At 67.1% G+C, this 25,628-nt stretch carries 13 protein-coding genes and 1 pseudogene; 11 read left to right on the top strand and 3 right to left on the bottom strand.

The window, feature by feature from the left end:
* Positions 1-57: 57 nt before the first annotated feature.
* The 10 genes and pseudogenes from DB708_RS21170 to DB708_RS21125 all read left to right on the top strand — a co-directional run bounded on the left by DB708_RS21170 (position 58) and on the right by DB708_RS21125 (position 22,509).
* A complete protein-coding gene (locus tag DB708_RS21170) occupies positions 58-3,600 on the top strand; it encodes a non-ribosomal peptide synthetase (RefSeq protein ID WP_108925385.1) in 3,543 nt (1,180 codons plus the stop codon).
* A 20-nt stretch (positions 3,601-3,620) separates the two neighbouring features.
* Complete coding sequence (locus DB708_RS21165) at positions 3,621-4,361, top strand: thioesterase II family protein (protein ID WP_235616876.1); 741 nt, start codon at positions 3,621-3,623, stop codon at positions 4,359-4,361.
* Positions 4,354-5,673: a beta-ketoacyl [acyl carrier protein] synthase domain-containing protein gene (locus DB708_RS21160; protein ID WP_108925381.1), complete on the top strand. Its 1,320-nt coding sequence runs from the start codon at positions 4,354-4,356 to the stop codon at positions 5,671-5,673. Before DB708_RS21165 ends, DB708_RS21160 begins: the two co-directional genes overlap by 8 nt.
* Complete coding sequence (gene mbtD / locus DB708_RS21155; RefSeq protein WP_108925379.1) at positions 5,673-8,735, top strand: mycobactin polyketide synthase MbtD; 3,063 nt, start codon at positions 5,673-5,675, stop codon at positions 8,733-8,735. Before DB708_RS21160 ends, mbtD begins: the two co-directional genes overlap by 1 nt.
* Before the next feature lies 1 nt (position 8,736).
* Positions 8,737-15,324 (top strand): non-ribosomal peptide synthetase, encoded by a 6,588-nt coding sequence (locus DB708_RS21150; protein WP_108925377.1) that lies wholly within the window; start codon positions 8,737-8,739, stop codon positions 15,322-15,324.
* Complete coding sequence (locus tag DB708_RS21145; RefSeq protein ID WP_108925375.1) at positions 15,321-19,751, top strand: non-ribosomal peptide synthetase; 4,431 nt, start codon at positions 15,321-15,323, stop codon at positions 19,749-19,751. Before DB708_RS21150 ends, DB708_RS21145 begins: the two co-directional genes overlap by 4 nt.
* Positions 19,748-21,050 (top strand): annotated as a pseudogene (mbtG, locus tag DB708_RS21140) (NADPH-dependent L-lysine N(6)-monooxygenase MbtG). Before DB708_RS21145 ends, mbtG begins: the two are co-directional and overlap by 4 nt.
* Entirely contained in the window at positions 21,025-21,252 is a 228-nt protein-coding gene (locus DB708_RS21135) for an MbtH family protein (protein WP_108925372.1), read from the top strand. The pseudogene mbtG and the gene DB708_RS21135 overlap by 26 nt, the downstream one beginning before the upstream one ends.
* A 159-nt stretch (positions 21,253-21,411) precedes the next feature.
* Positions 21,412-21,936, top strand: coding sequence for a hypothetical protein (locus tag DB708_RS21130; RefSeq protein ID WP_108925371.1), 525 nt, complete (start codon positions 21,412-21,414; stop codon positions 21,934-21,936).
* A gap of 69 nt (positions 21,937-22,005) precedes the next feature.
* A complete protein-coding gene (locus DB708_RS21125) occupies positions 22,006-22,509 on the top strand; it encodes a hypothetical protein (protein WP_108925369.1) in 504 nt (167 codons plus the stop codon).
* Here the strand turns inward: DB708_RS21125 and DB708_RS21120 are convergent.
* The 3 genes from DB708_RS21120 to DB708_RS21110 form a co-directional block, all read right to left on the bottom strand.
* Complete coding sequence (locus tag DB708_RS21120; RefSeq protein ID WP_108925367.1) at positions 22,506-23,384, bottom strand: sigma-70 family RNA polymerase sigma factor; 879 nt, start codon at positions 23,382-23,384, stop codon at positions 22,506-22,508. The two genes, DB708_RS21125 and DB708_RS21120, sit on opposite strands and share 4 nt — an antisense overlap.
* A complete protein-coding gene (locus DB708_RS21115) occupies positions 23,381-23,983 on the bottom strand; it encodes a carboxymuconolactone decarboxylase family protein (RefSeq protein ID WP_108925365.1) in 603 nt (200 codons plus the stop codon). The genes DB708_RS21120 and DB708_RS21115 overlap by 4 nt, the downstream gene beginning before the upstream one ends.
* A gap of 82 nt (positions 23,984-24,065) precedes the next feature.
* Entirely contained in the window at positions 24,066-24,407 is a 342-nt protein-coding gene (locus DB708_RS21110; protein WP_108925364.1) for a type II toxin-antitoxin system VapB family antitoxin, read from the bottom strand.
* Positions 24,408-24,561: 154 nt separating this feature from the next.
* Between DB708_RS21110 and hrcA the strand changes: the two genes are divergently transcribed.
* Complete coding sequence (hrcA, locus tag DB708_RS21105; RefSeq protein WP_108925362.1) at positions 24,562-25,593, top strand: heat-inducible transcriptional repressor HrcA; 1,032 nt, start codon at positions 24,562-24,564, stop codon at positions 25,591-25,593.
* Positions 25,594-25,628 lie beyond the last annotated feature (35 nt).

The following is a 25,628-nucleotide window of genomic DNA, read 5'->3' as shown; positions in this document are numbered from 1 at the left end:
TAGAGGATAGGGTAGCCAAACAAAATTAGGGCAGCCTGTGCTAATTCAGGAGGATTCGTGGTGCGTGCCCCCGCGGGCTCGGAGGACATCCGTGCGGAGGTAGCCGAACTGCTCGGCGTCGATGTTGCCGCTGTTCAGCCAGCTGACAATCTGATCAGCCAAGGTCTGGACTCGATTCGGATGATGTCGCTGGCCGGTCGTTGGCGCCGCCAGGGCATCGACGTCGACTTCGCCACGCTGTCTGCCACGCCGACCATCGAGGCCTGGTCGGAGCTTGTAGTAGCCGCAGGCTCGCAAGCTTCCGAAGCCGATCGGACCCCCGACGAGCATGCCCGGGAGGCCGACGGCACCGACGCGTCCGGTGAGCCGTTCCCGCTCGCCCCGATGCAGCACGCGATGTGGGTGGGCCGCCACGACCACCAACAGTTCGGCGGCGTCGCCGGACACCTCTACGTCGAATTCGACGGCGGCTCGATCGATCCGGAGCGACTGCGCGCCGCGGCGACCCGGCTGTCGCTTCGTCACCCCATGCTGCGGGTGCGGTTCGGGCCCGACGGCACGCAGCGCATTGCTGCGACGGACGAATGCGGCGAGTTCCCCGTGGTCATCGAGGATCTGCGGCACCTGGACGCGGGTCGGGTCGCTGACTGGCTCGACGAGATCCGGGAGGACAAATCGCATCAGCAGCTCGACGGCGCGGTGTTCGAACTTGCGCTGACGCTGCTGCCCGGTGAGCGCTCGCGGCTGCACGTCGATCTGGACATGCAGGCCGCCGACGCGATGAGCTACCGCACGCTGATGTCCGACCTTGCGGCCCTCTACGTCGGTCGTGACCTACCTGAATTGGCTTACACCTACCGGGAATACCGTCAGGCCATGGTGCGCGATGAGGAGCGCCCCCAGCCGGCTCGCGACGCCGACCGCGAGTGGTGGGCGCAACGCATCCCGCAACTGCCCGACCCGCCGATGTTGCCCACGCTCGGAGGCCGGGACTCGCAGCGCGGAACACGTCGCTGGCACTGGCTGGACGCGGCAACCCGCGACGCCCTGTTCTCCCGCGCAAGGGCCCGCGGGATCACCCCGGCGATGGCGTTGGCCGGATCGTTCGCGACCGCCCTGGCCCGCTGGTCGGCCACATCCCGCTTTTTGCTGAACGTCCCGCTGTTCGGGCGTCAGGCATTGCACGCCGACGTCGACTTGCTGGTGGGCGACTTCACTTCGTCGCTGTTACTCGACGTCGATCTGACGGGCTCAGCAACGCCCGCGGCACGCGCGCGGGCGGTGCAGGACGCCATGCAAACCGCCGCGGCACACTCCGCCTATTCCGGGCTGTCGGTGCTGCGCGATCTGAGCCGTCATCGTGGCACCCAGGTGCTGGCGCCGGTCGTCTTCACCAGCGCGCTGGGGCTCGGTGAACTGTTCGGTGCCGACGTCACAGAGCAATTCGGCACACCCGAATGGATCATCTCCCAGGGCCCGCAGGTGCTGCTCGACGCTCAGGTCACCGAGTTCGACGGCGGAGTGCTGGTGAATTGGGATGTGCGCGACGGCGTTTTCGCGCCGGGCGTCATCGACGCGATGTTCTCTGACCAGATCGATGAGCTAATCCGGTTGGCCTCCGGCGACGAACCCTGGGAACTCGCGGGCCCGTCGGCGTTGCCCGCCGACCAGCGTGTGGTGCGGGACGCGGTTAACAGCCGCACGGCCGAGCCCAGCGGAGAGGCGTTGCACGACGGGTTCTTCCGGCAGGCCGAGCAGCGGCCCGACGCTCCCGCGGTGTTTTCCAGTTCCGGTGACCTGACTTATGCGCAGCTGCGTGATCAGGTGCTGGCGGTGGTGGCTGCGCTGCGCGCGGCCGGGGTCGAGGCCGCGGACACCGTCGCGGTGGTCGGCCCGAAGACGGCCGAGCAGGTGCCCGCGGTGCTGGGCATCCTGGCGGCCGGCGCCGCCTATCTGCCGATCGGCGTCGACCAGCCCCGCGAGCGCGCGGAGCGCATCCTGGAAACCGGAGGCGTGCGGCTGGCCCTGGTGTGCGGCGGACAGCAGCCGTCGTTGCCGGTGCCCGCGCTGACGCTTGCCGACATCCTCGGCGACGTGACGGCCGGCGCCGAGATTCATTTCGCGAGAGTTGATCCTTGCGACCTCGCCTACGTCTTGTTTACTTCGGGCTCGACCGGTGAACCCAAGGGCGTCGAGGTGACGCACGACGCCGTCATGAACACGGTGGAATTCATCGGCCATCACTTCGAGATCGGTGCAGCAGATCGATGCCTGGCCCTGTCGACGCTGGAAGGCGACATTTCGGTGATGGACCTTTTCGTCACCTTGCGGACGGGCGGATCGATCGTCGTGGTCGACGAAGCGCAACGCCGCGATCCCGATGCGTGGGCCCGGCTCATCGACCTACACAAAGTCACCGTGCTGCATTTCATGCCGGGTTGGCTGGAGATGCTGATCGAAGTCGGCCGTGGGCGGCTGTCGTCGGTGCGGGTGATTCCCACCGGCGGCGACTGGGTGCGGCCCGAGGTGGCTCGCCGCTTTGCAGCCGAGGCCCCCAACGTGCGATTCGCCGGCCTGGGTGGAGCGACCGAAACCCCGGTCCACAACACAATTTTCGAGGTGCTCGACGCCGCTGAGTTGCCGGCGGACTGGGCCGCCCTGCCGTTCGGCACGCCGCTTGTCAACAATGCGTGCCGCGTCGTCAGCGACACCGGCGACGACTGCCCCGACTGGGTGCCCGGTGAGTTCTGGGTGACGGGCCGCGGCATCGCGCGCGGCTATCGCGGTCGTGCCGATCTCACCGCGGAGCGCTTCGTCGAGCACGACGGCCGACGGTGGTATCGCACTGGTGATTTAGCCAGGTATTGGCCGGACGGTACGTTGGAGTTCGTCGGCCGCACCGACCACCGGATCAAGATCAGCGGGTACCGCGTCGAACTCGGCGAGGTCGAAGCCGCGATACGGCGGCTGCCAGGAGTGCGAATTGCGGTGGCGGCCTTGCTTTCCGGGTCTGGTGGATCTGAGGTGCTGGCCGCGGCGGTCTGCACGGAGGCAACCGGCGGCACCGAGCTCACTGCTGAGCAGATTCGCGACGCACTCGTTGATGTTCTTCCCGCGCACATGATTCCGCGTCACGTACTAGTGGTCGAGAACATCCCGTTCACCGACGCCGGCAAGATCGACCGTCGCGTAGTGGCCGGGCAACTCGCCGCCGCGGCCTGCGGCTCGGAAACCGACAAACCGGATTACCGGGCGCCGTCGACGGCGCCGGAATCCGCGCTTGCCGGCATCATTGCGGACTTGCTCAGCCTGGATAGGGTCGGTCTCGACGACGACTTCTTCGCCCTCGGTGGTGATTCGGTGCTGGCCACCCAGGCGGTGGCGCGAATTCGCTCCTGGCTGGACAGCCCGGATGTGATGGTCGCCGACATCTTCGCCAACAGAACCGTTTCGGCGCTTGCGGGCTTGCTGGGCCGCCGCGAGCGTGACCCTGGCCGACTCAACCAGGTCGCCGAGTTGTATCTGGAGGTTATCGGCATGGACGCTGAGTCGGTCCTGGACGCATCTGGGCAACCCGCGAAACATGAAGCAGCACAATGACATTCCGTGACCTGATTAGCATGACGTCCACATTTCCGTCCTGGATCAAGCTGGTGCCGGGGCGCAATGAGATACCGGCCACGGGCGCCACTGTGGTGTTCCCGCACGCCGGGGCCGCCGCCGCAAGCTACCGGGTGCTGGCCGCCGCACTGGCCGGCGGCGGCGATACCTACATCGTGCAGTACCCGCAGCGGGCCGACCGGCTCACCGAACCTGCCCACGAAACTGTGCACGACCTTGCCCTCGGGCTCTTTGCGGCCGGGCCATGGCGGGGCGTGGCACCGCTGCGGTTGTTCGGCCACAGCATGGGCGCCGTGGTGGCATTCGAATTCGCCCGGGTGGCCGAAGAGAACGACGTCGCCGTGCAGATGCTGTGGGCATCCGCGGGTCCGCCGCCGTGCGTCGTGGCCGACATGCCCGAGCTGCCGACCAGCGATGACGGAGTGCTTGCCGACATCGCCGACCTTGGCGGTACCGACCCCGAACTGCTTGCCGACGAGGAGTTCTCCGAACTGCTCACCACCGCGATGCGCGCCGACTACCAGGCCTTCAATCGCTATGACCCCAGTCCCGGCATCCGCATTGGTGCCGACATTCATGTCCTCGGCGGCCGTGACGATCACCGCATCGGTCTCGATGTGCTGCGGCAGTGGGAAAGACACACCGCCGGGACGTTTTCGCTCTCGCTCTACGACGGCGGGCACTTCTACGTTTATGACCACGTCGATGCGATCGCTGCGCAGGTGAACGCGGATGTCTGACAACGGATTCGATTCTGAAGGCGTCGACCCAGTGGTGATCGTCGGGATGGCCGTCGAAGCGCCCGGCGGCATTGACACCGCCGACCGCTACTGGGACCTGTTGGCGAACGGCCGTGAGGCGCTGGGCCCGTTCCCGGCCGACCGCGGTTGGCCGGTTGCAGAACTGCTTGCCGGATCACGTCGCAGTGGCTTCAAGCAGATCCATGACCGCGGTGGATTCCTGCGCGAGGCAGCCACATTCGACCCGGAATTCTTCGGGATCTCGCCGCGCGAGGCGGTCTCGATGGACCCGCAGCAGCGGGTGACACTGCGGGTTTCGTGGCGCGCGCTGGAGAACAGCGGCATCAATCCCGACGACCTTGCCGGCCATGACGTGGGTTGTTATGTCGGCGCATCCATGACCGGATATGGCCCTGAGATGGCCGAGTTCTCCCGGCACAGCGGCCATCTGCTTGCCGGGACGGCGCTGAGCGTGATCTCCGGACGGGTGGCGTACACGCTGGGATTGACCGGCCCGGCGCTCACCCTCGACTCGTCATGCGCGTCCGCGCTGGTGGCCTTTCACGTTGCCGTGCGTGCTCTGAGGGACGGCGACTGCGACCTGGCGTTGGCCGGCGGAGTCAATGTGCTGGGCTCACCCGGCTTCTTCGTCGAATTCTCCAAGCAACATGCCCTCTCCGACGACGGCTGCTGCCGTCCGTACAGCACCCAGGCCAGTGGAACGGTGTGGGCCGAAGGGTCGGCAATGTTTGTGCTGCAACGCAAATCGGCCGCGCTGCGGGCGGGCCGGCAGATCATGGCCGAGGTCCGCGCTACCGGGGTCAATCAGGACGGCCGCAGCGCCGGCCTGTCTGCCCCCAGCGAGGACGCGCAAGCCCGGCTGTTCCGCCGGGCGATCACCCGGGCCGGAATCAAGCCCGAGGAAGTGGGAATGATCGAGGGGCATGGCACCGGTACCCGGCTCGGCGACCGCACCGAATTGCGCTCGCTGGCAGCGACTTACGGCGATACCGAACCCGGCGCCGGAGCTCTGCTGGGTTCGGTGAAATCCAATGTTGGCCACTCGCTGGCAGCTGCCGGCGCACTCGGCTTGGCCAAAGTCCTCGTCTCGGCCGAACACGGCGCCATTCCGGCTACCCTGCACGCCACCGAAGCGAGCCCCGAAATCGACTGGGAGAGCCAAGGTTTACGGCTCGCACAGAGCTTGACGCCGTGGCCGGCGATCGCCGGACAGCGCACTGCTGCGGCGTCGGCCTTCGGGATCGCGGGCACCAACGCACATCTGATCGTCTCAGTGCCAGAGGTCGCATAGTGCTCGATCATGTGTTGCCCGATGGTCGTGTCCCGGTGTTGCTCACCTCGCACGACAAAGAACTCATCCACCAGGATGCGGCGGCCATCCTGGACTACCTCGACCGCACCGGGTCCACTGCACCGGATGTGGCGGCTGCGGTCGCGTCGACCCTGCTGCGGCTGCGGCGGGTACGCCGGCACCGCGTCGTGCTGCGGGCCGCCGATGGTACCGAGCTCGTCGACGGGTTGTCCGCGCTTGCCCGTGCCGAGGAGCACCCCCTGATCAGCTGGTCGGCGAAGAGCTCGGCGCCGCGTATCGCATTCGTGTTTCCGGGCCAAGGCAATCAATGGCAGGCGATGGGAGCCGACGCCTACCGGCGCCTGCCGGCCTACCGAAAGTCCGCGGACGAGTGCGTGCAGGCGTTCGCCGCCGCCGGGTTGCCGTCTCCGCTGCCTTATCTGGTGGGCGAGGTGGAGCAGAGCTGGTCGCGCACCGAGATTCAGGGTGCTCAGTTCACGCATGCGGTCTCGCTGGCCGCGGCGTGGCGAGACTGCGGTGTGGTTCCCGAAGTCACCATCGGACACAGCCTTGGCGAGGTTGCGGCCGCTTTCGTGGCCGCAACGATCACGCTGCCGGACGCGGTCACCCTGGTGGGTGCCCGCGCGACGGTCGTCGACCGGCTGACGGGCCGATACGCGATGGCGGTGCTGGGAGTCGGGGTCGAGGAGGCGGAGTCCGTGCTGGCCGATGCGCCCGGCTGGCTGGAAGTTTCGGCGGTGAACGGGCCGTCGTCGACGGTGGTGTCCGGTGACCACGACGCCGTGGCCGCCGCAGTGCAGCTGGCGGGGCGGCGAGGCATCTTCAATCATCAACTGTCCGTGGACTATCCGGGCCACACCAGTGCGCTACGGCCGTTGCGTACCCCGCTGATCGAGCTGATCCCCGAGTCGGCGTTCCGGCGCGGCGAGGCGCGCTTCATTGGGTCCACGTTCGGCGCCGAGGTGGACGTCGATGCTGACTTCTCCGAGTACTGGTATGAGAACCTCTGCGGCACGGTGCGGTTCGACCGAGCCGTGCGACATGCCCAAAAGGGCGGAATCGACACGTTTGTCGAGCTGTCCGCGCATCCGTCGCTGCTGTATCCGCTCACCGACATCGTCGACGACGAGTCGGCCGTGATCGTCGGATCGGGGCACCGCGACAAACCCATCACCGACTCGCTGTCGGCGAGCATCGCTGCCGTCGCAACCGCTCACCCCGCCAGCCCGTGGGCCAACGCCATACCGGGCGATATCGAGGCGCCACTGCGCAGATTCCCGAATGCGCCGATGCGGGCGGTGCATCTGTGGGCCACACCCGAACCGTTGACCGACACGGTGCCGGTTGCGGCGCTGACTGCCGCAGTCGAGGAATGGCAGCAGCTGACCTCACCCAGCCCGGCCAACGCAACGGGTTGCACCATCGGATTTTTCGGCGAGCCCGTCGCGGGCGCATTGACCCAGCAGCTGATCGACGCCGTTGCCGCGCACGGCGGTTGCCAGGCAGTGCCGCTGGGCGAGGCGGAGATCGTCGCGGTGATCGCCCCAGAGCTCGACCAGCTGGATGCTCTTGCCGCAATTGAGCAGATCGAGGGTCGCGCCGATGCGGGCCTGCCCGACTACGCCGCGGTCATCGGCCCACGATGCCGTGCCGTCTGGCTGCTCACTGTCGGTGCCGAACAAGTCGAGTCCGACGAGCCGAACGTCTCACCGGCGCAGGCGGCGCTGGCCGCGATGCATCGCAGCGTCGGCTTCGAATTCCCCGACCAGACCTTCGGCCACCTGGATCTGCTCAGCCGCGCCGTCAACCCCGAGACCGCGCTCGCGATCGTCGACGTGCTGCTCAGCGACGGCGCCGAGATTGCATTGCGGGGCACCGAATCACCGCGACGTTATGTCCGGACCTTCGGGGAGTGCGGCGAATCGGCAACCAACCGGCCCTTGGATGCCGCAGCACTGGACAACGTGGTAATCACCGGTGGCAGCGGCGCGATCGGCCTGCAATACGCCCGGTACTGCATCGAGCACGGGGCGCGCACGGTCACCCTGTTGAGCCGCAACGGTGTCGCTCCAGACGCGCTGGCACGGCTCTCCGAGAACCATGACGCGGTGGTCCAGGCACCGCTGTGCGATATCACCGACCGTGCCGCGTTGTCCGCTGTGGCCGCCGAGTATGGCGGTGCCGGTGCATCATTGCTGATCCACACCGCCGGGATCGCTAAAGCCGTTGCGCGCGCAGACCTCAACGGAACGGATGTAGCGGAGGTCTGTGACGCGAAGGTCCGTGGGCTGGCGCTGCTCGCCGAGGTGTGGCCGGCGCAGCCTGACAGCCGAATACTGGCCTGCTCGTCCGTGTTTGGCGTGTGGGGCGGCTACAACCATGCGGCGTACGCGGCATCCAACCGGATGCTCGACGTGCTGGCCGCGCAGTTGCGTGTCAGCGGCCGGGACTGCATGGCAGTTCGATGGGGACTGTGGCAGGCGGCCGGGGTAGTGGCGGCCAACGAGATCACTCGCACCGAGCGCTCCGGTCTGATTGCCATGGACCCCGAACTGGCGATAGAAGCTAGCCTCTACCGCTACGACGGCGATCCTTTGATTTTCGACGCAGACTTCGAGCGGCTCGCGGTCTTCTTCGAAAATCAGGGAATGCCAATGCCGTTCAGCGGGCCAGGCAGCAGCGACAGCTCCGAGAGCGACAACGGGTCGGCGGCGAAACCGCTCGCCGATGTGGTGCGCGCCGAGCTGGCCGCAACATTGCACTTGGGTGATTCGTCATCGATTGACCCGGGTGCGTCACTCATCGACCTCGGTGTGGACTCGCTGCTCGCGCTCGATCTGCGCAAGCGGTTACGCCGGACGGTGGGCAGCTCGGTTCCGGTGGCCCGGATGCTCGGCGGGATCACCGTGCACGAATTGATCGATGCGTTGGGCGTTGGCTCAACCGGCGGGCCGACGGCTCCGCCGAGGTTGGAAACCACCGCCGCCCCGATCGGGGCGCAACATTCGACGCTCGCGATGCTAGAAAGGTTGGACTCCTAGCGTGACTGAAACCTCCGGTGCCAGCGCCCGGCTCGACGAAAAGCGGCTGGAACTATTGCGCCGCAAGATCGCTGAGCGTGGCCTCGACAGGCCCCCGGCGCAGGGGTCGGTGGCGACATACGACGAGCCACGCATGTCGGGCGGTCAGCACCGGATGTGGTTCGTGCAATCGGTCGATCCCGACAGCGCGCTGCTCAACATCTGCGTCTCTTATCGCATCACCGGCACCGTCGATGTTGCCCGGCTGCGCGCAGCGATCGAGGCCGTGGCCGAGCGCCATCCGGTGCTGCACACCACCTACGAGACCGACACCGACGGCTTCCCGTATCCGGTGATCCGCGATGATCTGCGACCGGACTGGGCCGAACACGACCTGTCCGGCCTGACCGATCAGTCCCGGCGGTTGCGGCTCGATGTGCTGGCTCAGCGGGACTTCTGCCGGCCCTTCGACCTGGCCAAGGATTCGCCGCTGCGGGTCACGGTGGCGCGGTTGTCGACCGACGAACTGATGCTGCTGATCACCGCCCACCACATCGCCTGGGACGACGGCTCATGGTCGCCCTTCTTCGTCGATCTGACCCGGGCGTATACCGACCCGGATGGTTTCGCCGCCGCGCCGGCGGCCGGTGCCCCCGCGGTCGAGCCGGCTTTCGCCGACGCCCCGAGTCATGACGAGGATGCGGACTACTGGCGGCCACTCATCACGAATCTGCCGGAGCCGCTGGAGCTTCCGGGCGCCAACGGTTCCGTGGTGCCGAGCAGCTGGCGTGCGCAGCGCGCCACCGCGCAGTTGCCGCCGGCCCTTATCGACCGGGCGGCGGCGCTGGCTCGGGAAAGCGGCGCCACGCCCTACATGGTGTTGATGTCCGCGTTCGCCGCGTTGGTCCAGCGCTACACACAGTCGAGCGACTTCCTGGTCGCCGTCCCCGTGCTCAATCGCGGCGTCGGGACCGAGGACGCCATTGGCTATTACGGCAACACCGTGGTGATTCGGCTGCAACCGCACTCCCACCAGACATTCCGCGAACTGCTGACCCAAACTCGGGACAGCGCCGTGGGCGCCTTTGCGCATTCACGTGCCGACCTGGACTGGCTGGTGCGCGAATCCAACCCCGATCGCCGACACGGCGCGGACCGGATGACGCGGGTGAGCTTCGGACAGCGAGATGCCGATGGTGCCGGCTTCTGCCCGCCGGGCATCAACTGCGAGCGCGGTGAGTTGCGCGGTCACTTCAACCAGCTGCCACTGAGTTTCATGGTGGAGCTGGCGCGCTCGAAGGACGGCGGCGGATTGGTTGAGGCAGAGTATCTGGTCGAGGTGCTGGATCGTCCGCTGGTCGAACAGCTGCTGCGGCACTATGTCGTCTTGCTCGACAATGCGCTGAGCAACCCCGACGCGCCGCTGTCCGCGTGCGCGCTGATGAGCGGCGAAGACGCGGAGTGGCTGCGCCAGGTGTCGACGGGCGAAGAGTTCACCACCCCGGCTGCCACGTTGCCGGAGTTGGTCAGCCACCGCGCGGCCCATGCGCCCGATGCCGTCGCCGTCGGCTACGAAGGCCGCGACTACACCTACCGCGAGATCGACGAAGAGTCGAACCGGGTGGCGCACTGGCTAATCGAGCAGGGCATCGGCACCGAGGACCGGGTCGCGCTATTGCTGGACAAGTCGCCCGAACTCGTCATCACCGCGCTGGGCATCCTCAAAGCGGGCGCGGTATACATGCCGGTGGACCCCACTTACCCGCAGGATCGAATCTCCTTCATCCTGGGCGATGCGGACGCCAAACTGGTTCTGCACGAACCAGTTACCGGCCTGTCGAACTACCCGGCCAGCGCACCCGAGCTGATTCGCACACTGACCCCGTACAACACCGCCTACCTGATCTACACCTCGGGTTCGACCGGGCTGCCCAAGGGCGTCCCGGTGCCGCATGCGCCGATCGCCGAGTACTTCGTCTGGTTCGGCGACGAATACCAGATCGCCGCAACCGAATCGCTGCTTCAGGTCGCTTCACCCAGCTTCGACGTGTCGATGGGGGAGATTTTCGGAACGCTGATCATGGGTGCGCGGTTGGTGATTCCGCGGCCCGACGGGCTGCGCGATATCGGCTACCTGACCGACCTGCTCGGCCGCGAAGGCATCACCTCGATGCACTTCGTGCCGTCGCTGCTGGGGCTCTTCCTGTCGCTGCCCGGCGTCAACCAGTGGCGCAGCCTGCGCCGGGTCCCGATCGGCGGGGAGGCGCTGCCCGGCGAAATCGCCGACAAGTTCCACGCCACCTTCGACGCGCTGCTGTACAACTTCTATGGACCGACCGAGACCGTCGTCAACTGCACCAGCTATCCGGTGCAGGGCACCCAGGGCACCCGGATCGTGCCTATCGGTAAGCCCAAGATCAACACGCAAGTGTATCTGCTCGACGATGCGCTGCAGCCGGTACCGGTGGGTGTGATCGGCGAGATCTACATCGCCGGAAAGCATGTCGCGCAGGGGTATCACCGTCGGCCGGGACTGACGGCCGAACGTTTCGTCGCCGATCCGTTCGCCGCGGGCGGCCGGATGTACCGTTCGGGCGACCTGGCCCGCCGTAACGGTGACGGAGACATCGAGTTCGTCGGCCGCGCCGACGAACAGGTGAAGATCCGCGGCTTCCGCATCGAGCTCGGTGAGATCGCCGCCGCCATCTCGGTCGACCCCAGCGTCGGACAAGCGGTGGTGCTTGCGGTGGACCTGCCCCGGCTGGGCAAGAGCCTGGTCGGGTACGTCACTCCCGCCCCGGACTGCGGCACCGAAACCGTTGACGTTGAACGTATCCGAGCCCGGGTGGCCGCGGCGCTGCCGGACTACATGACTCCGGCCGGCTACGTTGTGCTCGACGAGATCCCGATGACCGTGCACCAAAAGATCGATCGTGCCGCGTTGCCGCAACCGGAGATCGCCGCCGGGGCCGAATACCGCGACCCGACGACCGCCACGGAACGCCGTATCGCCGCACTGTTTTCCACACTGCTGGGCCACGACCGGGTGGGTGTCGACGACTCGTTCTTCGATTTAGGCGGCCACTCTCTGGTGGCCACCAAACTTGTCACCGCGATCCGCTCGGATTGCGGTGTGGAGCTCGGCATCCGCGACGTCTTCGAGCTGGGCACGGTGGGCTTGCTGGCCGAGCGGGTAGACGAGCTGGGCTCCGGCACATTCGACCAGGCGCGGCCCAAGCTGATCGCGACCGCCCACGACGAGCCGCTGCCGCTGTCGGCGTCGCAACTGCGCAGCTGGTTCGCGTACCGCATCGACGGGCCCAGCTGGGTCAACAACATCCCGTTCGCTGCGAAGCTGACCGGGCCGTGGGACATCGAGGCGTTGATCGCCGGCATCAGCGACGTCGTGGCTCGTCACGAAATTCTGCGCACCAGCTATGTCGAAATAGACGGTGTCCCTTACCAAGTAGTCAATCCAGCCGGTGATCTGCCGATTCGCCGGGCGGCCTTTGACGGCGCCGCCACTGATAGCGACGGCTGGCTGCAGGAACAGCTTGACGCCGAACGCCAGCACTGCTTCGAATTGGACGAGGAGCGACCGATTCGGATCGCGTTGCTGCGCACCGGCGTCGACGCAGGCGAACACGTGATGTCCTTCGTGGTCCACCACATCGCTTCCGACCATTGGTCAGCAGGCGTGCTGTTCTCCGATGTGCTCACCGCCTATCGGGCCCGGCGTTCGGGAGAGGTGCCGTCCTGGGCGCCACTTCGCGTGCAGTACGCCGATTACGCGGCCTGGCAAAGCGAGTTCCTGGGTGACTCCAGTGGTCAGGAATCAACGATCGCCGCCGAGCAGCGGGAGTACTGGACCCGGCAGCTGGCCGGGATGTCGGAGGACACCGGGCTGCGGCCGGAGTTCCCTCGTCAACCGGTACCCAGCGGCGCGGGTGAGTCGGTCGACTTCCGCATCGACGCGGCCACCCGCGGCAAGCTCGCCGAATTGTGCCGCGAGTTGGGCATCACCGAATTCATGCTGCTGCAAACCGCCGTCGCCGTGGTCCTGCACAAGGCCGGCAGCGGCGTGGACATTCCGCTGGGCACGCCGGTTGCCGGACGCACCGAAGCCGAATTGGACCAACTGATCGGCTTTTTCGTCAACATTCTGGTGCTGCGCAACGATCTGGACGGTAATCCGACGCTGCGAGAAGCGCTGCGTCGGGCCCGGGAGACGGCCTTGGCTGCCTACGCTCACCAGGATCTGCCGTTCGACCGGGTTGTGGACAGCGTCAGCCCGGTGCGCTCGCTATCACGCAACCCGCTGTTCCAGGTCGTGGTGCACGTCCGCGACCACCTGCCCGCCACCCGGGTGATCGATGCGACGTCCGACGGCCGCGGCGGCGAGGACACGGTGTGCACCTCGTTGGATCCGATCTTCGACATGGCGCATGCCGACCTGAGCGTCAACTTCCTGGGCGCCGACGATACGGACGGCGCCGGGTACAACTGCAACGTGATTTTCCGTACCGAGCTGTATAGCCGGTCCACCATCGAGCGGCTGGCCGGTTGGCTGGCCCGGATCATCACCGCGTTCGCCAACGACGTCGATCAGACGTTGCGCGACGTTGCGGTGATCGACGACGACGAGCAGCACCGCATCCTGCAGGAGTGGAGCCGCGGCGTGCAGGCGCCACAGGACCGACCGCGTACCATTCCGGAATTGCTTGCTCCCAGCCGGAATTGGGGTCCGGACCGGATCGCGGTGCGCTGCGGCAGCGAGCAGATCGATTACCCATTGCTGCACCGGCGTTCGGACAATCTCGCGGTGCTGCTCGCCGAACACGGTGTGCAGCCGGGGTCGCTGGTCGGGCTCTCGACGCGGCGCGGCATCGACATGGTGGTGGCGCTGGTGGCCATCATGAAAGCCGGCGGCGGCTACTTCCCGATCGATCCCGGTTATCCGCTGGCGCGCAAGCAGTTCATGCTCGACGACGTCGCGCCGCCGGTGGTCTTGGCGACGGCCGACGCCGTGGACAGCACGCCGGAAGTGCCTGGGGTTACGGTGATTTCCTTGGACGACCCGCAGGTTCGTGCCGCGATGGAGAACAGCGACGCGGCACGCACGGAGTTGCCCGCGCCGCACCCCGACGACCCGATGTATTTGGTGTTCACGTCCGGTTCCACCGGCAAGCCCAAGGGTGCGGTGGGCACGCATCGGTCCATGTCGGCCCGGTTGGATTGGCAGTTGCGGCATTACCCGCCCTGCGCCAATGACATTCGATTGGCGCAGGCTTCGATCACCTTCCTCGAGGGCGGTATGGAGATGCTGGCCGGCCTGGCGGCCGGTGCCACGATGATCCTCGCCGACGACGCCGAGCACCGCGACGCCGAAGCGCTCGGGGATTTGATGGACCGGCATTCAGTGGCGCAGGTTACCGCGGTGCCCAGCCTGGTCTCCGCGCTGGTGGACACCCGACCCGATGTGGTGCGATCCCTGTCGAGGCTGGTCTGTGGTGGGGAGCCGGTGAGCGCGTCACTGTTGGAGCGGCTGGTGGCCGCATGTGCCGATGATGCGGACACCCAGCTGCTGAACAACATCGGCTCCACCGAAACCTCTGGCGCGGTGTCGCGCGGGCGGCTCGGTCTGCCGAATCCGCTTGTCGGCAAGCCGGTGCCGGGGGCCGATGCCTACCTGCTCGATGACAGCCTGCGTCCCGTGCCGGTGGGCGTGGTGGGCGAACTGTATTACGCCGGTGACCAGTTGGCCCGGGGCTACTGGAAGCGGTCCGCGTTGACCGCAACGCGGTTCGTGGCCAATCCGTATGCGCTGGAACCGGGGTCGCGGCTGTACCGCAGTGGCGACCTGGCCCGGTGGACCGAGGACGGCCAGCTGGAGTTCACCGGCCGTGCTGACCACCAGGTACAGGTGCGCGGATTCCGCGTCGAGCTGGCGGAGGTCGAGGCCGTGCTTTCGGCGGCTGACGGTGTCTCGGCGGCGGCCGCGCGTACCTGGGAGGTGCGCGGCGGTACATCGCTGGCCGGATATGTTGTGCCGCAACGAGCAATCGTCGATGACGCGGAGAAAGCAACCTTCGCGGGCGCGGTGCGTGCCGCAATCGCGACGACGCTGCCCGGATACATGATGCCCTCGTCGCTGACGGTTCTCGACGCGCTGCCCAAGACCGATTCGGGCAAGCTGAACCGGCCCGGGCTACCGAAGCCGGCCGTCAGCACCAGCGGGCAGATCGAACCATCGCGCACCGACACCGAACGGGCGCTGGCCAAGGTGTTCGCCGAGCTGCTGTCGACGCCCGAGGTCGGCCGGTTCGACGACTTCTTCGCGCTCGGCGGTGACAGCATCCTTTCGGTGCAGCTGGCATCGCGGGCCCGCGCAGCGGGCCTGGCGGTGAGTCCGCGGATGGTCTTCGAGCACCCGACGCCTGCGCAGTTGGCCGGCGTCCTGGACGCCCTCGGCGACGGACAGACCGATACCGAGCAGGCCGACGAGCCGGCGGATGCCCGCTTCGAGCCGATGGCCGCGTCCGGACTGTCAGCCGACGATCTGGCTGCGGTGACACAGCTTTGGTCATCCTCACGCGACGGCACGCCATGACCGCGACCAAAGCCGATGTCGTACCGGACATCGAGGACGTGATGGCGTTGAGCCCGCTGCAAGAGGGCTTGTATTCGTTGAGCACGCTTACCGAATTCGTCGAAGGCGAAGCGGCCGACGATCCGTACATGATCGGCATGGCCGCGGACATCTCCGGCGCGCTTGACGCCGAGCTGCTGCACGACTGCGCGACGAACATGTTGGTACGGCATCCAAACCTGCGGGCCAGCTTCTTCAGCCGGGGAATCCCGCGTCCGGTGCAGATCGTGCCGTCCCGCGTCGAGCTGCCCTGGCGAGTCGTCACGGCCTCGCCCGAAGAGGTGCAGGCGTTGGAGGTCGGTGAGCGACGCCGACCGTTCAATCTGGAACATGGGCCGGTTATTCGCTTCCTGCTGATCGAATTGCCCGGCGCGCAATGGCGGTTGGTGATCACCGCCCACCACATCGTGATCGACGGCTGGTCGTTGCCGGTGTTCGTCAACGAGCTGATGATCTTGTACGGCGCCGGGGGAGACCTTGCGGCGCTGCCCGTTGCCCCGCGCCCCTACCGCGACTACATCGGGTGGTTGGCAAGCCGCGATCCTGAAGCCAGCCAACAGGTTTGGCGCCAGCATCTGGCCGGCTTGCCTGGTCCGACCATGCTGTCGGCCGCGTTCGGCTCGGCGGAAGCGGCCGACGGGCGGCAGACCGGATTGCCGCGCACCACCGAACTGCGGCTGCCGCCCGAGGCCGCAGAGCGGCTGGTCGAAGGCACTCGTTCGCGCGGCATCACCGTCAACACCTTGATACAAATGGCGTGGGCGCTGGTGTTGTCGCGGCTGACCGACACCCATGACGTGGTATTCGGGGTCACCGTCTCCGGCCGGCCGCCCGAACTTGCGGGCGTCGAGACGATGATCGGCCTCTTCATCAACACCGTCCCGATGCGGGTGCAGCTCGACCCGATCGCGAGCGTCGGCGACCAGTGTCGTGCGGTGCAGCGCAATGCCGCACTGCTACGTGAGCACGGTTTCCTCGGGCATTCGCAACTGCGGACCCTCGGTGGGGTCGGGGAGATGTTCGACACCTTGCTGGTCTATGAGAACTTTCCCCTGGACGGATTGGCCGCTTCCGGCGAATTCAACGCTGCCGGTGCGACATTCCGCCCGTCCGCGCTGCAGACCCTGTCCCACTTCCCGGTCGCGATCGCTGCCCACATGGCCGGCGGCGAGCTGGTGGTGCTAATCGAAGTGCTGGACGGCGCGCTGGGTACCACTAGCGCGGAGCGGCTGGGCCGTCGAGTGCTGACCGCTGCCGAGCGGCTGCTGCGGGACTGGGAGCGACCCTTGCGTGAGGTCAGCGTCCTGTTCGAGGACGAGGCTGTTGCGGATGTTGCGGACGCAGCGGCCCCGCAGGCGCTTGGCATCCACACTCGCTTCGCCGAGGTCGCCGTCAAGACGCCCGACACCGTCGCGATCAGCTGGACGGGCGGCTCGCTGAGTTACCGCGAGCTCGACGATCGTGCCAACGCACTGGCCGCCCGGCTCGCGGCTCGCGGGGTAAAGACCGAAACCCCGGTGGCCATCCGGCTTTTCCGCGGGCCGGAGTACATCGTCGCGATGCTCGCGGTACTCAAGACCGGCGGCATGTGTGTGCCGATGGAGCCGGGGCTGCCCCCCGAACGGGTCGAGTCGATTCTGCGTCAGACCGGTGCGGCGATCATCGTCGACGAGGAGCTGCTGGAAGCCCGCGGCGAGGCCGGCGCCGATTTCCGTCCGGTCCAGGTGTCGCCCGAGCAGGCCGCTTATGTGGTCTTCACATCGGGGACGACGGGAGAACCCAAGGGCGTCATAGGAACTCACGCGGCAGTCGGCGCCTACGCCGACGATCATCTGGACAGCGTGTTGCGGCCCGCGGCGGCGCGGCTGGGTCGCCCGCTGCGCATCGCGCACGCGTGGTCGTTCGCGTTCGACGCTGCCTGGCAGCCTTTGGTTGCGTTACTGGACGGCCATGGTGTGCACGTCGTCGACGAGCTGACCCAGACCGACGCCGAGGCACTCGTCGGTGCGATCGCCGAATACGGCGTCGACATGATCGACACCACGCCGTCGATGTTCGCCCAACTCACCGCATGTGGATTGCTCACCACGGTGCCGTTGGCGGTGCTGGCGCTGGGCGGTGAAGCGCTCGGCAGCTCCGCGTGGGCCCTGATCCGTGGCGAATGTGTGCGAACCGGATTGTGCGCCTACAACTGTTACGGCCCAACCGAAACCACCGTCGAAGCCGTGGTGGGAGCCATTACCGAGTACGACGATCCGTCGATCGGGCGCCCGACCCGGCACTCCCGCGGTTACGTGCTGGACTCGGCGATGCGTCCGGTGCCCATCGGGGCGACCGGCGAGCTCTACCTGGCCGGATCCCAACTGGCCCGCGGCTATCTCGGCCGCCCGGGGGAGACGAGCCATCGATTCGTCGCCGATCCGTTCGCCGCCGGTGAGCGGATGTACCGCACCGGCGATCTGGTGCGCCGGGGGCCGGATGGCTCATTGCAATACGTGGGGCGCGCCGATGCGCAGGTCAAGATTCGCGGCTACCGGGTGGAACCGGGCGAGATCGCCGCAGCGCTCGAATCACACCCCGCCGTGCAGCACGCCGGCGTTCTGGTGCGGCAGCAGGACACCGGAGCGCGGCTCACCGCCTACGTGGTGATTTCCGACACGGCGGCGCACAAACCACCGGCAGCCGAGCTGCGCGCCATGCTAGGTACCCGGTTGCCGCGCTACATGATTCCGCAGCGGATCGTCAAGCTCGACGAAATTCCACTGACCGCCAACGGTAAGCTGGACGAAGCCGCGCTGCGTGCGTTCGATGCGGCCGCGACTGCGGACTGCGCCGGTTCTGAGCCCGAAACGCCCACCGAAGTCGCACTGGCCGAAGTACTTTCGGAACTTCTGCACCTGCCCTGCGTCGACGTGGCCGCGGACTTCCTGCAGCTGGGCTTGGACAGCATCATGGCGTTGTCGGTGGTGCAGGCCGCGCGGGCGCGGGGTCTGGCGTTGCGCGCCAGGCTGATCCTCGAGTGCGCCAACGTCCGGGAATTGGCAGAGGCAATCGACTCCGAAACCGCTACTGCTACAACTGATGTCGAAGAAGACGCGGAGCCCATGCCGGTGTTGCCCAATGGCCGCTGGCTCTATGAATACGGCGAGGCTCGACGGCTGGCCCAGACCGAAGCCATCCGGCTGCCCGACGACATCACCCGCGAGCAACTGGACGCCGCGCTGGCGAGCATCGTCGCCGGGCACGAAGTGCTCCGCGCGCGACTGGACCGCGCCACGATGACCCTGGTTCCGGCGCCGGCCACCGAAACCCTCGGTGAACTTGTCAACGAGGTTGCGGTCTCCGACGACCTGCAAGCGGTGGTTCCCGAATACGTCACAGAAGCTGTCGACCGTCTTGACCCCGAGCGGGGAGCGCTGCTGGCCGCCGTGTGGCTTCGGCCGCCGACCGGACGAAGCGTGCTGCTGCTGGCCGCCCACGTGCTGGCGATGGATCCGGCATCCTGGCGGGTGGTTCTCGGCGAACTGGATGCTGCCCTGCAGGCGTTGACTACCGGCCACTCGCCCGCACCGGTGCGGGAGCACACCAGTTACCGACGCTGGGCCGCGGCCCTCGCCGACCGCGCCGACCGGTTGGACACCGTGCAGTTCTGGGCAGCCCAGCTCGAAGGCGATGATCCCAACCTCGGCGCCCGGCGGGTTGATTCGGGCCGCGACCGGGCCGGCGATCTGATCGTCCGCATGGTCGCCGCCGACGCGGACACCACCCACCGGCTGTTGGATTCCGGCCTGCCATTGCCCCACCTGCTGGTCGCCGCCACCGCGGCGACGGTGACGCGCTGGCGGCAGCGACGAAACCAGGCCACGCCGCCGCCGCTGCTGGCGCTGGAAACCCACGGCCGCGCAGACAGTCTGGTCGACGAGCCCGGCTCGCACACCATCGACACCGGCGACACGATCGGACTGCTCAGCTCCATATATCCGGTGCGGGTGGACTCGACCGACCCGCAAGACGTCGGCGAGTGGTTAGCGGCCATCCCGGGTGACGGACTCGATTACGGGTTGCTGCGCTATCTGCGGACCGATACCGCCGGGCGTCTGGCCTCGTTGCCTGGCCCGCAGGTACTGCTGAACTACCTGGGCGCAGCACACACCGGCGGCGGGTCCGTGCTGACGATGGAGCGCGGGCTGCTCGCGGGGGTATCTCCGCAACCGGAACCGGATCTGGCGGTGCGCCACGAACTCACGATCATGGCCACCGTGCTGCCGTTCGAGGGGCAGCGCGTCTTGGCCGCGCAGTGGCGTGCACTGCCAGACATTCTCGATGACGCGGATATCGCTGCTTTGCAACAACTTTGGATTGAATCACTGCGGGAGGTGGTGACGTGAGCACGTTAGCGATCCTCGGCGCCGGCGCGAAGGCGGTGGCTGTAGCCGCCAAGGCGAAGGCGCTGCGCGACATGGGCGTCGAGGTCCCCGACGTGGTCGCCGTGGAACGCACCGGGGTCGGGGCGAACTGGCAGGCGAGCGGCGGCTGGACCGACGGTGCGCACCGGCTGGGTACCAGCCCGGAAAAAGATGTCGGCTTCCCCTACCGATCGGCGCTGGTGCCACGCCGCAACGGCGAGGTCGACGAGCTGATGACCCGCTACAGCTGGCAGTCCTATCTGATCGCGACCGCATCCTTCGCCGAGTGGATCGACCGGGGCAGGCCGGCCCCGCCGCATCGCAAGTGGAGCCAGTACCTGGGCTGGGTCGCCGATCAGGTCGAGATGTTAGTGGTGCGCGGCGAGGTCGACGGGCTGGGTGTCGCCGGTGACCGCTGGGCGCTGCGCACCCACGAGACCACCGTGCACGCGGACGCGTTGATGATCACCGGGCCTGGCCAGGCGGAGAAATCTCTGCTGCCCGGCAACCCGCGCATGATGTCGATCGCCCAGTTCTGGGATCGCGCCGCTGGCCACGACCGCATCAGCGCCGAGCGGGTCGCGGTGATCGGCGGCGGTGAAACGGCCGCCTCGATGCTCAATGAGCTTTTCCGGCACCGGGTTTCGACGATCACCGTCATCTCACCGCAGGTGACGTTGTTTACCCGTGGCGAGAGTTTCTTCGAGAACTCGCTGTTCTCGGACCCCACCGACTGGACCGCGTTGACGTTGGCCGAACGTCGCGACGCGCTGGCCCGCACGGATCGTGGCGTCTTCTCGGCAAACGTGCAAGAGGCGCTGCTGGCCGACGACCGCATCCGCCACCTGCGCGGCCGGGTGGCGCACGCGGTAGGTCGCGACGGGCAGATCCGGCTGACGCTCTCCACCAACCGGTTCAGCGAGAACCTGGAAACGGTGCACGGATTCGACCTCGTGATCGACGGCTCGGGCGCCGATGCGCTGTGGTTCACCTCGCTGTTCAGTCAGGATGCCCTCGACCTGCTCGAGCTGGGTCTGGGCGGACCGCTGGCCTCCGAGCGCCTGCAGGAGGGGATTGGCTACGACCTGTCCGTCAGCGACGTCACGCCTAAGCTGTTCCTGCCCAACCTGTCCGGCCTCACCCAGGGGCCCGGATTTCCCAACCTCAGCTGCCTGGGGCTGCTGTCGGACCGAGTGCTGGGGTCCTGGGTCGGTCCCGCGGGTTTGTCCAGATACCAAACGATGGTGGAGAAGCGATGAGTACCAACCCTTTCGACGATGACAACGGCACCTTCTTCGTGCTGGTCAATGACGAGGAGCAGCACAGTCTGTGGCCCGTCTTCCGCGACGTTCCGGCGGGCTGGCGCGTGGTGCACGGCGAAGCGACCCGGGCGGCGTGCCTGGACTATGTCGAGCAAAACTGGCCCGATATCCGGACGAAGAGCCTGCGTGATTCCGTCGCCGGGAACCGGTCAGCTGGCTAGCCAGCAAAGCCGAAACTCTGGGCTGCTACACAGGTTGCGCACAGATTAGTCAGTGCGATCCCGCGTAGCATCTGTCCCAAGGTGCACAACCACACCATCTACACCAGGTGCTGGTGTGGGTGACATTCCGTCACGACGCTGCACTTCGAAGGGGGAATCATGAAATCCGTGAAAGCTATTGCCACCGGTGTGGCAGCCCTGGGCGCTCTCGGCGCCGCAGCTATCGGCGTCACCTCAATCGCGTCCATCCCGGCCGACAGTGCCGCCCAGGTGCAGCTGGCCGCGGTTGGCGCACCGTTGCCGCAGGATCCGGCGCCGCCCGCCCCGGCTCTCGATGCCGGCGTTCCGACGGCGGACCAGCTGACCGGGCTGCTCAACAGCCTCGCCGACCCCAACGTGTCGTTCACCAGCAAGGGCAATTTGGTCGAAGGCGGGATCAGCGGGACCGCGGCACACATCGCGGACCACAAGTTGCAGAAGGCGGCCAAGAACGGCGACCTGCCGTTGTCGTTCAACATCACCAATATCCAGCCAAGCGCCGCAGGTTCGGTAACGGCGGACGTCGCGGTGTCGGGCCCGAAGCTGCCGAACCCGGTCACGCAGAATGTCACGTTCGTCAACCAGGGCAGCTGGATGTTGTCGCGCGCCTCGGCGATGGAGCTGCTGCAAGCGGCTGGACAGTAAGTAACATCCGTCACGTTGGCAGGTTGGTCTCAACGGGCCTCTGAAGGGGGAATCGTGAAATCCGTAGCTATGAGCGTGGCGGCGCTGGCCGTCATCGGCGGCGCGACCGCCGGCATCGCATCCGTCGTGCCGCCGGGGTCTGCGGTGCAGCTGACCACGGTCGGCGCGCCGTTGCCGCAGGATCCGCCGCCGCCTCCCGCGCCTGCGCCGGTGGGGCCGGGCCTGCCGACGGCGGAACAGTTGAGCAATCTGTGCATCCAGGCCACCGACCCAGGCGTGGGCTACTCCACCAAGGTCGGCCTGGTCGAAAACGGCATCAATCCCGACGAGGGCCACGTTGCCGACCACGACCTGCGTAAGGCCTACCGGAACGGCAACTTCCCGGAGACCTTCACGGTGACGAACATCGTGCCGAACGGGCCGAATGTGGCCGCCGCCCAGGTGGCCATCGCGGGTCCGAAGTTCGCCGGGCCGGTCAACAAGCAACTGGTGTTCGTCCAACAGGGCGGCAACTGGGTGCTGCAACACGACGCCGCGCTGGCGTTGCTGCAGGCAGCGTCCGCGACGAACTAGCCGGACACGGCTCTCAGGTCGAGCTTGGCGATTCGCTCCGCGTCGGCCAGGACGTCGATCGCGGCGACTCGGCCGTCGCGCACCACGAACGCCATGATCGAGACGGGTTGGCCGGCGACGAACACAACCGCGCCCGCCGCGCCGTTGACGATCGCGGCGCGGACTTCACGCTCGGGGCCTGCGTAGCCGCGGGCCAGCTTGGCCACCGATGGCGCACCCTCGGCGCGGAATAGCCCTGCGCCGGAGCCGAAGTCGCCGCGCAACACCACGCCGGGATGCAACACCGACACCAGCCGGTCGAAGTCACCGGAGCGTCCGGCGGCGAAGAACGCGTCGACGGCCTCGCGCTGCGCGGCGATGTCGGCGTCGGGCAGCGGGTCCGCCTGCTGGATGCGTCGGCGCGCGCGGCTGGCCAGCTTGCGGGTCGCTTCGGGGCTCCGTTCGACGATTGGCGCGATCTGGTCGAACGGGACGGTGAACACGTCGTGCAGGACGAATGCCAGCCGCTCCGCCGGCGGCAAGGTGTCCAGCACCACGAACAGCGCCAGCCCTACCGCGTCGGCGAGCATCGCGCGGTGTTCGGGGTCGAACTCGCCTGCTACGTCCACGATCGGGTCCGGCAGCTGGGCGACCGGTTCCTCGGCATGACGCGCGTGGCGGTCGCGCAAGGTGTTCAGGCAGATGCGGGCCACCACCGTGGTCAGCCAGGCGTCGAGGTTGACGATGCCCTCGCCGGAGTTGCGGTTCAGCCGCAGCCAGGCTTCCTGCACGGCGTCCTGCGCGTCGTCAATCGAGCCCAGCATGCGATAGGCGATGGCGCCCAGCTGTGGCCGGGCCGCCTCGAACCGGGTCGTCAAAGACGCCTGCACTGTCACACGCGGCCGGTGTCGGGGAGGGCGCACACCCGGTCACCGGAGAAGCCGGACGACCCGATGCCGAGCGCGAGGTTGAATCGGGCGCGCATGTTGCCCAGGTTGATGACGTGGGTGAGGGCGACCAGCTGCGGCGTGTCGAAGTGGGCGCGCAGCGCGTCGAACAGCTCGTCGGTCACCTCGACCGGGGTGCGGCTCATCGCGGTGGCGTACTCCAGGATCAGCTTGTCGACCTCGGAAAAGCACGGGGCATTGCGGTAGTCGGGTCCAGACATGGCCAGCAGTTCTTCGTCGGTGATTCCCCATTGCCGCGCGATCTGCGAGCCGAGGTCGATGCAGTACTCGCAGCGCACCGTCGTCGCCGCCTTCAGCTCGGCCAGCGCGCGGTGCCGCGGGCGCAGGATGTCCAGCTTCGATTCGGCCTGCTCGAGCCTGCCGTAGGCGCTGAGCAACTTGGGGACGTGGGCATACATCCGCAGCGGTTCGAGCATCCCGACCGTTTCGAGGCCGGCCATCTGTGCGAGCTTGCGTTTGGTGAAGAAGAACGCGATCCTGGCGCCCAGGCTGGCGTCGTGGTCAGAGACTCCCTGAAGCCGGGACATGGCGAACCTCCCGAATAGTCGCGGTGCGGACCCTCGTTGGCCCTCACTACGTCGACACCCCGCAACGCGCAAACGTGACCGGCTAATGCCCGAAAGTCGAACCGGATCCCTGGGTCTGCTGGCTCAGCGGTATATCCATGTCGTAAACCCGGGCATGGAACACGGTGCGATTTCGCAGCGCGGCGCGCACCGCGCGGTGCAGGCCGTCCTCGAGGTAGATGATGCCCCGCCATCGGACCGCGTGCGGGAAAAGATCGCCGTAGAAGGTGGAGTCTTCCGAGAGCAGCCGGTCCAGGGCCAGCACCGTGGTCGTGGTGACCAACTCATCGAGCCGGATCTGCTGCGGCGGTATCTGGGACCAGTCCCGGTAGGACAGTCCATGTTCCGGATAGGGCTTGCCGTCTCGTACGCCCTTGAAAATCATTGGCGGATCGTCTCCGATGCGTCGTCGAGGCCCGACGGATACATGCTGGACAGGCTAGCCGCAAACTTATCGGCAGCGCGCGGCGGACGCTCACGTACGGAGGTCAGCGCGCCGTGAGACCGTAAAATGAACGCAATCAAGGAGGTGGCAACTGATGGGCAGTGCTGACGACCGTCGCTTCGAGGTGCTGCGCGCCATCGTCGCCGACTTCGTCTCCAGTAAGGAGCCCATCGGTTCGAAGTCGCTCGTCGAGCGGCACAACCTCGGGGTGTCCAGCGCCACCATCCGCAACGACATGGCGGTACTGGAGGCCGAGGGCTACATCACCCAGCCGCACACCAGCTCCGGGCGAGTACCCACCGAGAAGGGCTACCGCGAGTTCGTGGACCGGATCGACGACGTCAAGCCGCTGTCGTCGGCGGAGCGACGGGCGATCCAAAGCTTCCTGGAATCCGGCGTGGACCTCGACGACGTGTTGCGACGGGCGGTGCGGCTGCTGGCTCAGCTGACCCGTCAGGTGGCAGTGGTGCAGTACCCGACGTTGTCGACGTCGACGGTTCGCCACCTGGAAGTCATCGCGCTGACGCCGGCGCGGCTGCTGATGGTGATCATCACGTCGTCCAGGCGGGTGGATCAGCGCATCGTCGAGCTCGGCGACGTCGTCGACGATCATCAGCTCTCCCAGCTGCGGGAGATCCTCGGCCAGGCCCTGGAAGGCAAGAAGCTCTCGGCGGCCTCGGTCGCGGTGGCCGAGCTGGCTCAGCAGTTGGGCGGCACCGGCGGGCTGGGCGACGCGGTCGGCCGTTCGGCCACGGTGCTGCTGGAGTCGCTGGTCGAACACACCGAGGAGCGGCTGGTGATGGGCGGCACCGCGAACCTGACCCGCAATGCCGCGGACTTCGGCGGTTCGCTGCGCTCCATCCTGGAGGCGCTCGAGGAGCAGGTGGTGGTGCTGCGATTGCTGGCGCACCAGCAGGAATCCGGCAAGGTGACGGTGCGCATCGGCCATGAGACGGAGGCCGAGCAAATGGCGGGCACCTCGATGGTGTCTACCGTGTACGGCACGATGGACACCGTGTACGGCGGTATGGGTGTGTTGGGACCCACCCGCATGGACTATCCGGGAACTATCGCCAGCGTGGCCGCGGTTGCTCTTTATATTGGCGAAGTCCTGGGTGCTCGATGAACGTGCACCCTTAGGGTTTGTGGACACACGTAGTA

The sequence above is a fragment of the Mycobacterium montefiorense genome, assembly GCF_003112775.1.
Lineage (GTDB): Bacteria > Actinomycetota > Actinomycetes > Mycobacteriales > Mycobacteriaceae > Mycobacterium > Mycobacterium montefiorense.
The sequence above is the reverse complement of the archived record's forward strand: the minus strand, read 5'-3'. Positions and strand labels throughout refer to the sequence as shown.

What these genes read in the sequence shown, in the direction of transcription:
- DB708_RS21115 (WP_108925365.1), bottom strand. Translation starts at nt 23,983, where the DNA reads ATGTCCCGGCTTCAGGGAGTCTCTGACCACGACGCCAGCCTGGGCGCC.
- DB708_RS21160 (WP_108925381.1), top strand. Translation starts at nt 4,354, where the DNA reads ATGTCTGACAACGGATTCGATTCTGAAGGCGTCGACCCAGTGGTGATC.
- hrcA (WP_108925362.1), top strand. Translation starts at nt 24,562, where the DNA reads ATGGGCAGTGCTGACGACCGTCGCTTCGAGGTGCTGCGCGCCATCGTC.
- DB708_RS21125 (WP_108925369.1), top strand. Translation starts at nt 22,006, where the DNA reads ATGAGCGTGGCGGCGCTGGCCGTCATCGGCGGCGCGACCGCCGGCATC.
- DB708_RS21110 (WP_108925364.1), bottom strand. Translation starts at nt 24,407, where the DNA reads ATGATTTTCAAGGGCGTACGAGACGGCAAGCCCTATCCGGAACATGGA.
- DB708_RS21145 (WP_108925375.1), top strand. Translation starts at nt 15,321, where the DNA reads ATGACCGCGACCAAAGCCGATGTCGTACCGGACATCGAGGACGTGATG.
- DB708_RS21130 (WP_108925371.1), top strand. Translation starts at nt 21,412, where the DNA reads ATGAAATCCGTGAAAGCTATTGCCACCGGTGTGGCAGCCCTGGGCGCT.
- DB708_RS21165 (WP_235616876.1), top strand. Translation starts at nt 3,621, where the DNA reads ATGACGTCCACATTTCCGTCCTGGATCAAGCTGGTGCCGGGGCGCAAT.
- DB708_RS21135 (WP_108925372.1), top strand. Translation starts at nt 21,025, where the DNA reads ATGAGTACCAACCCTTTCGACGATGACAACGGCACCTTCTTCGTGCTG.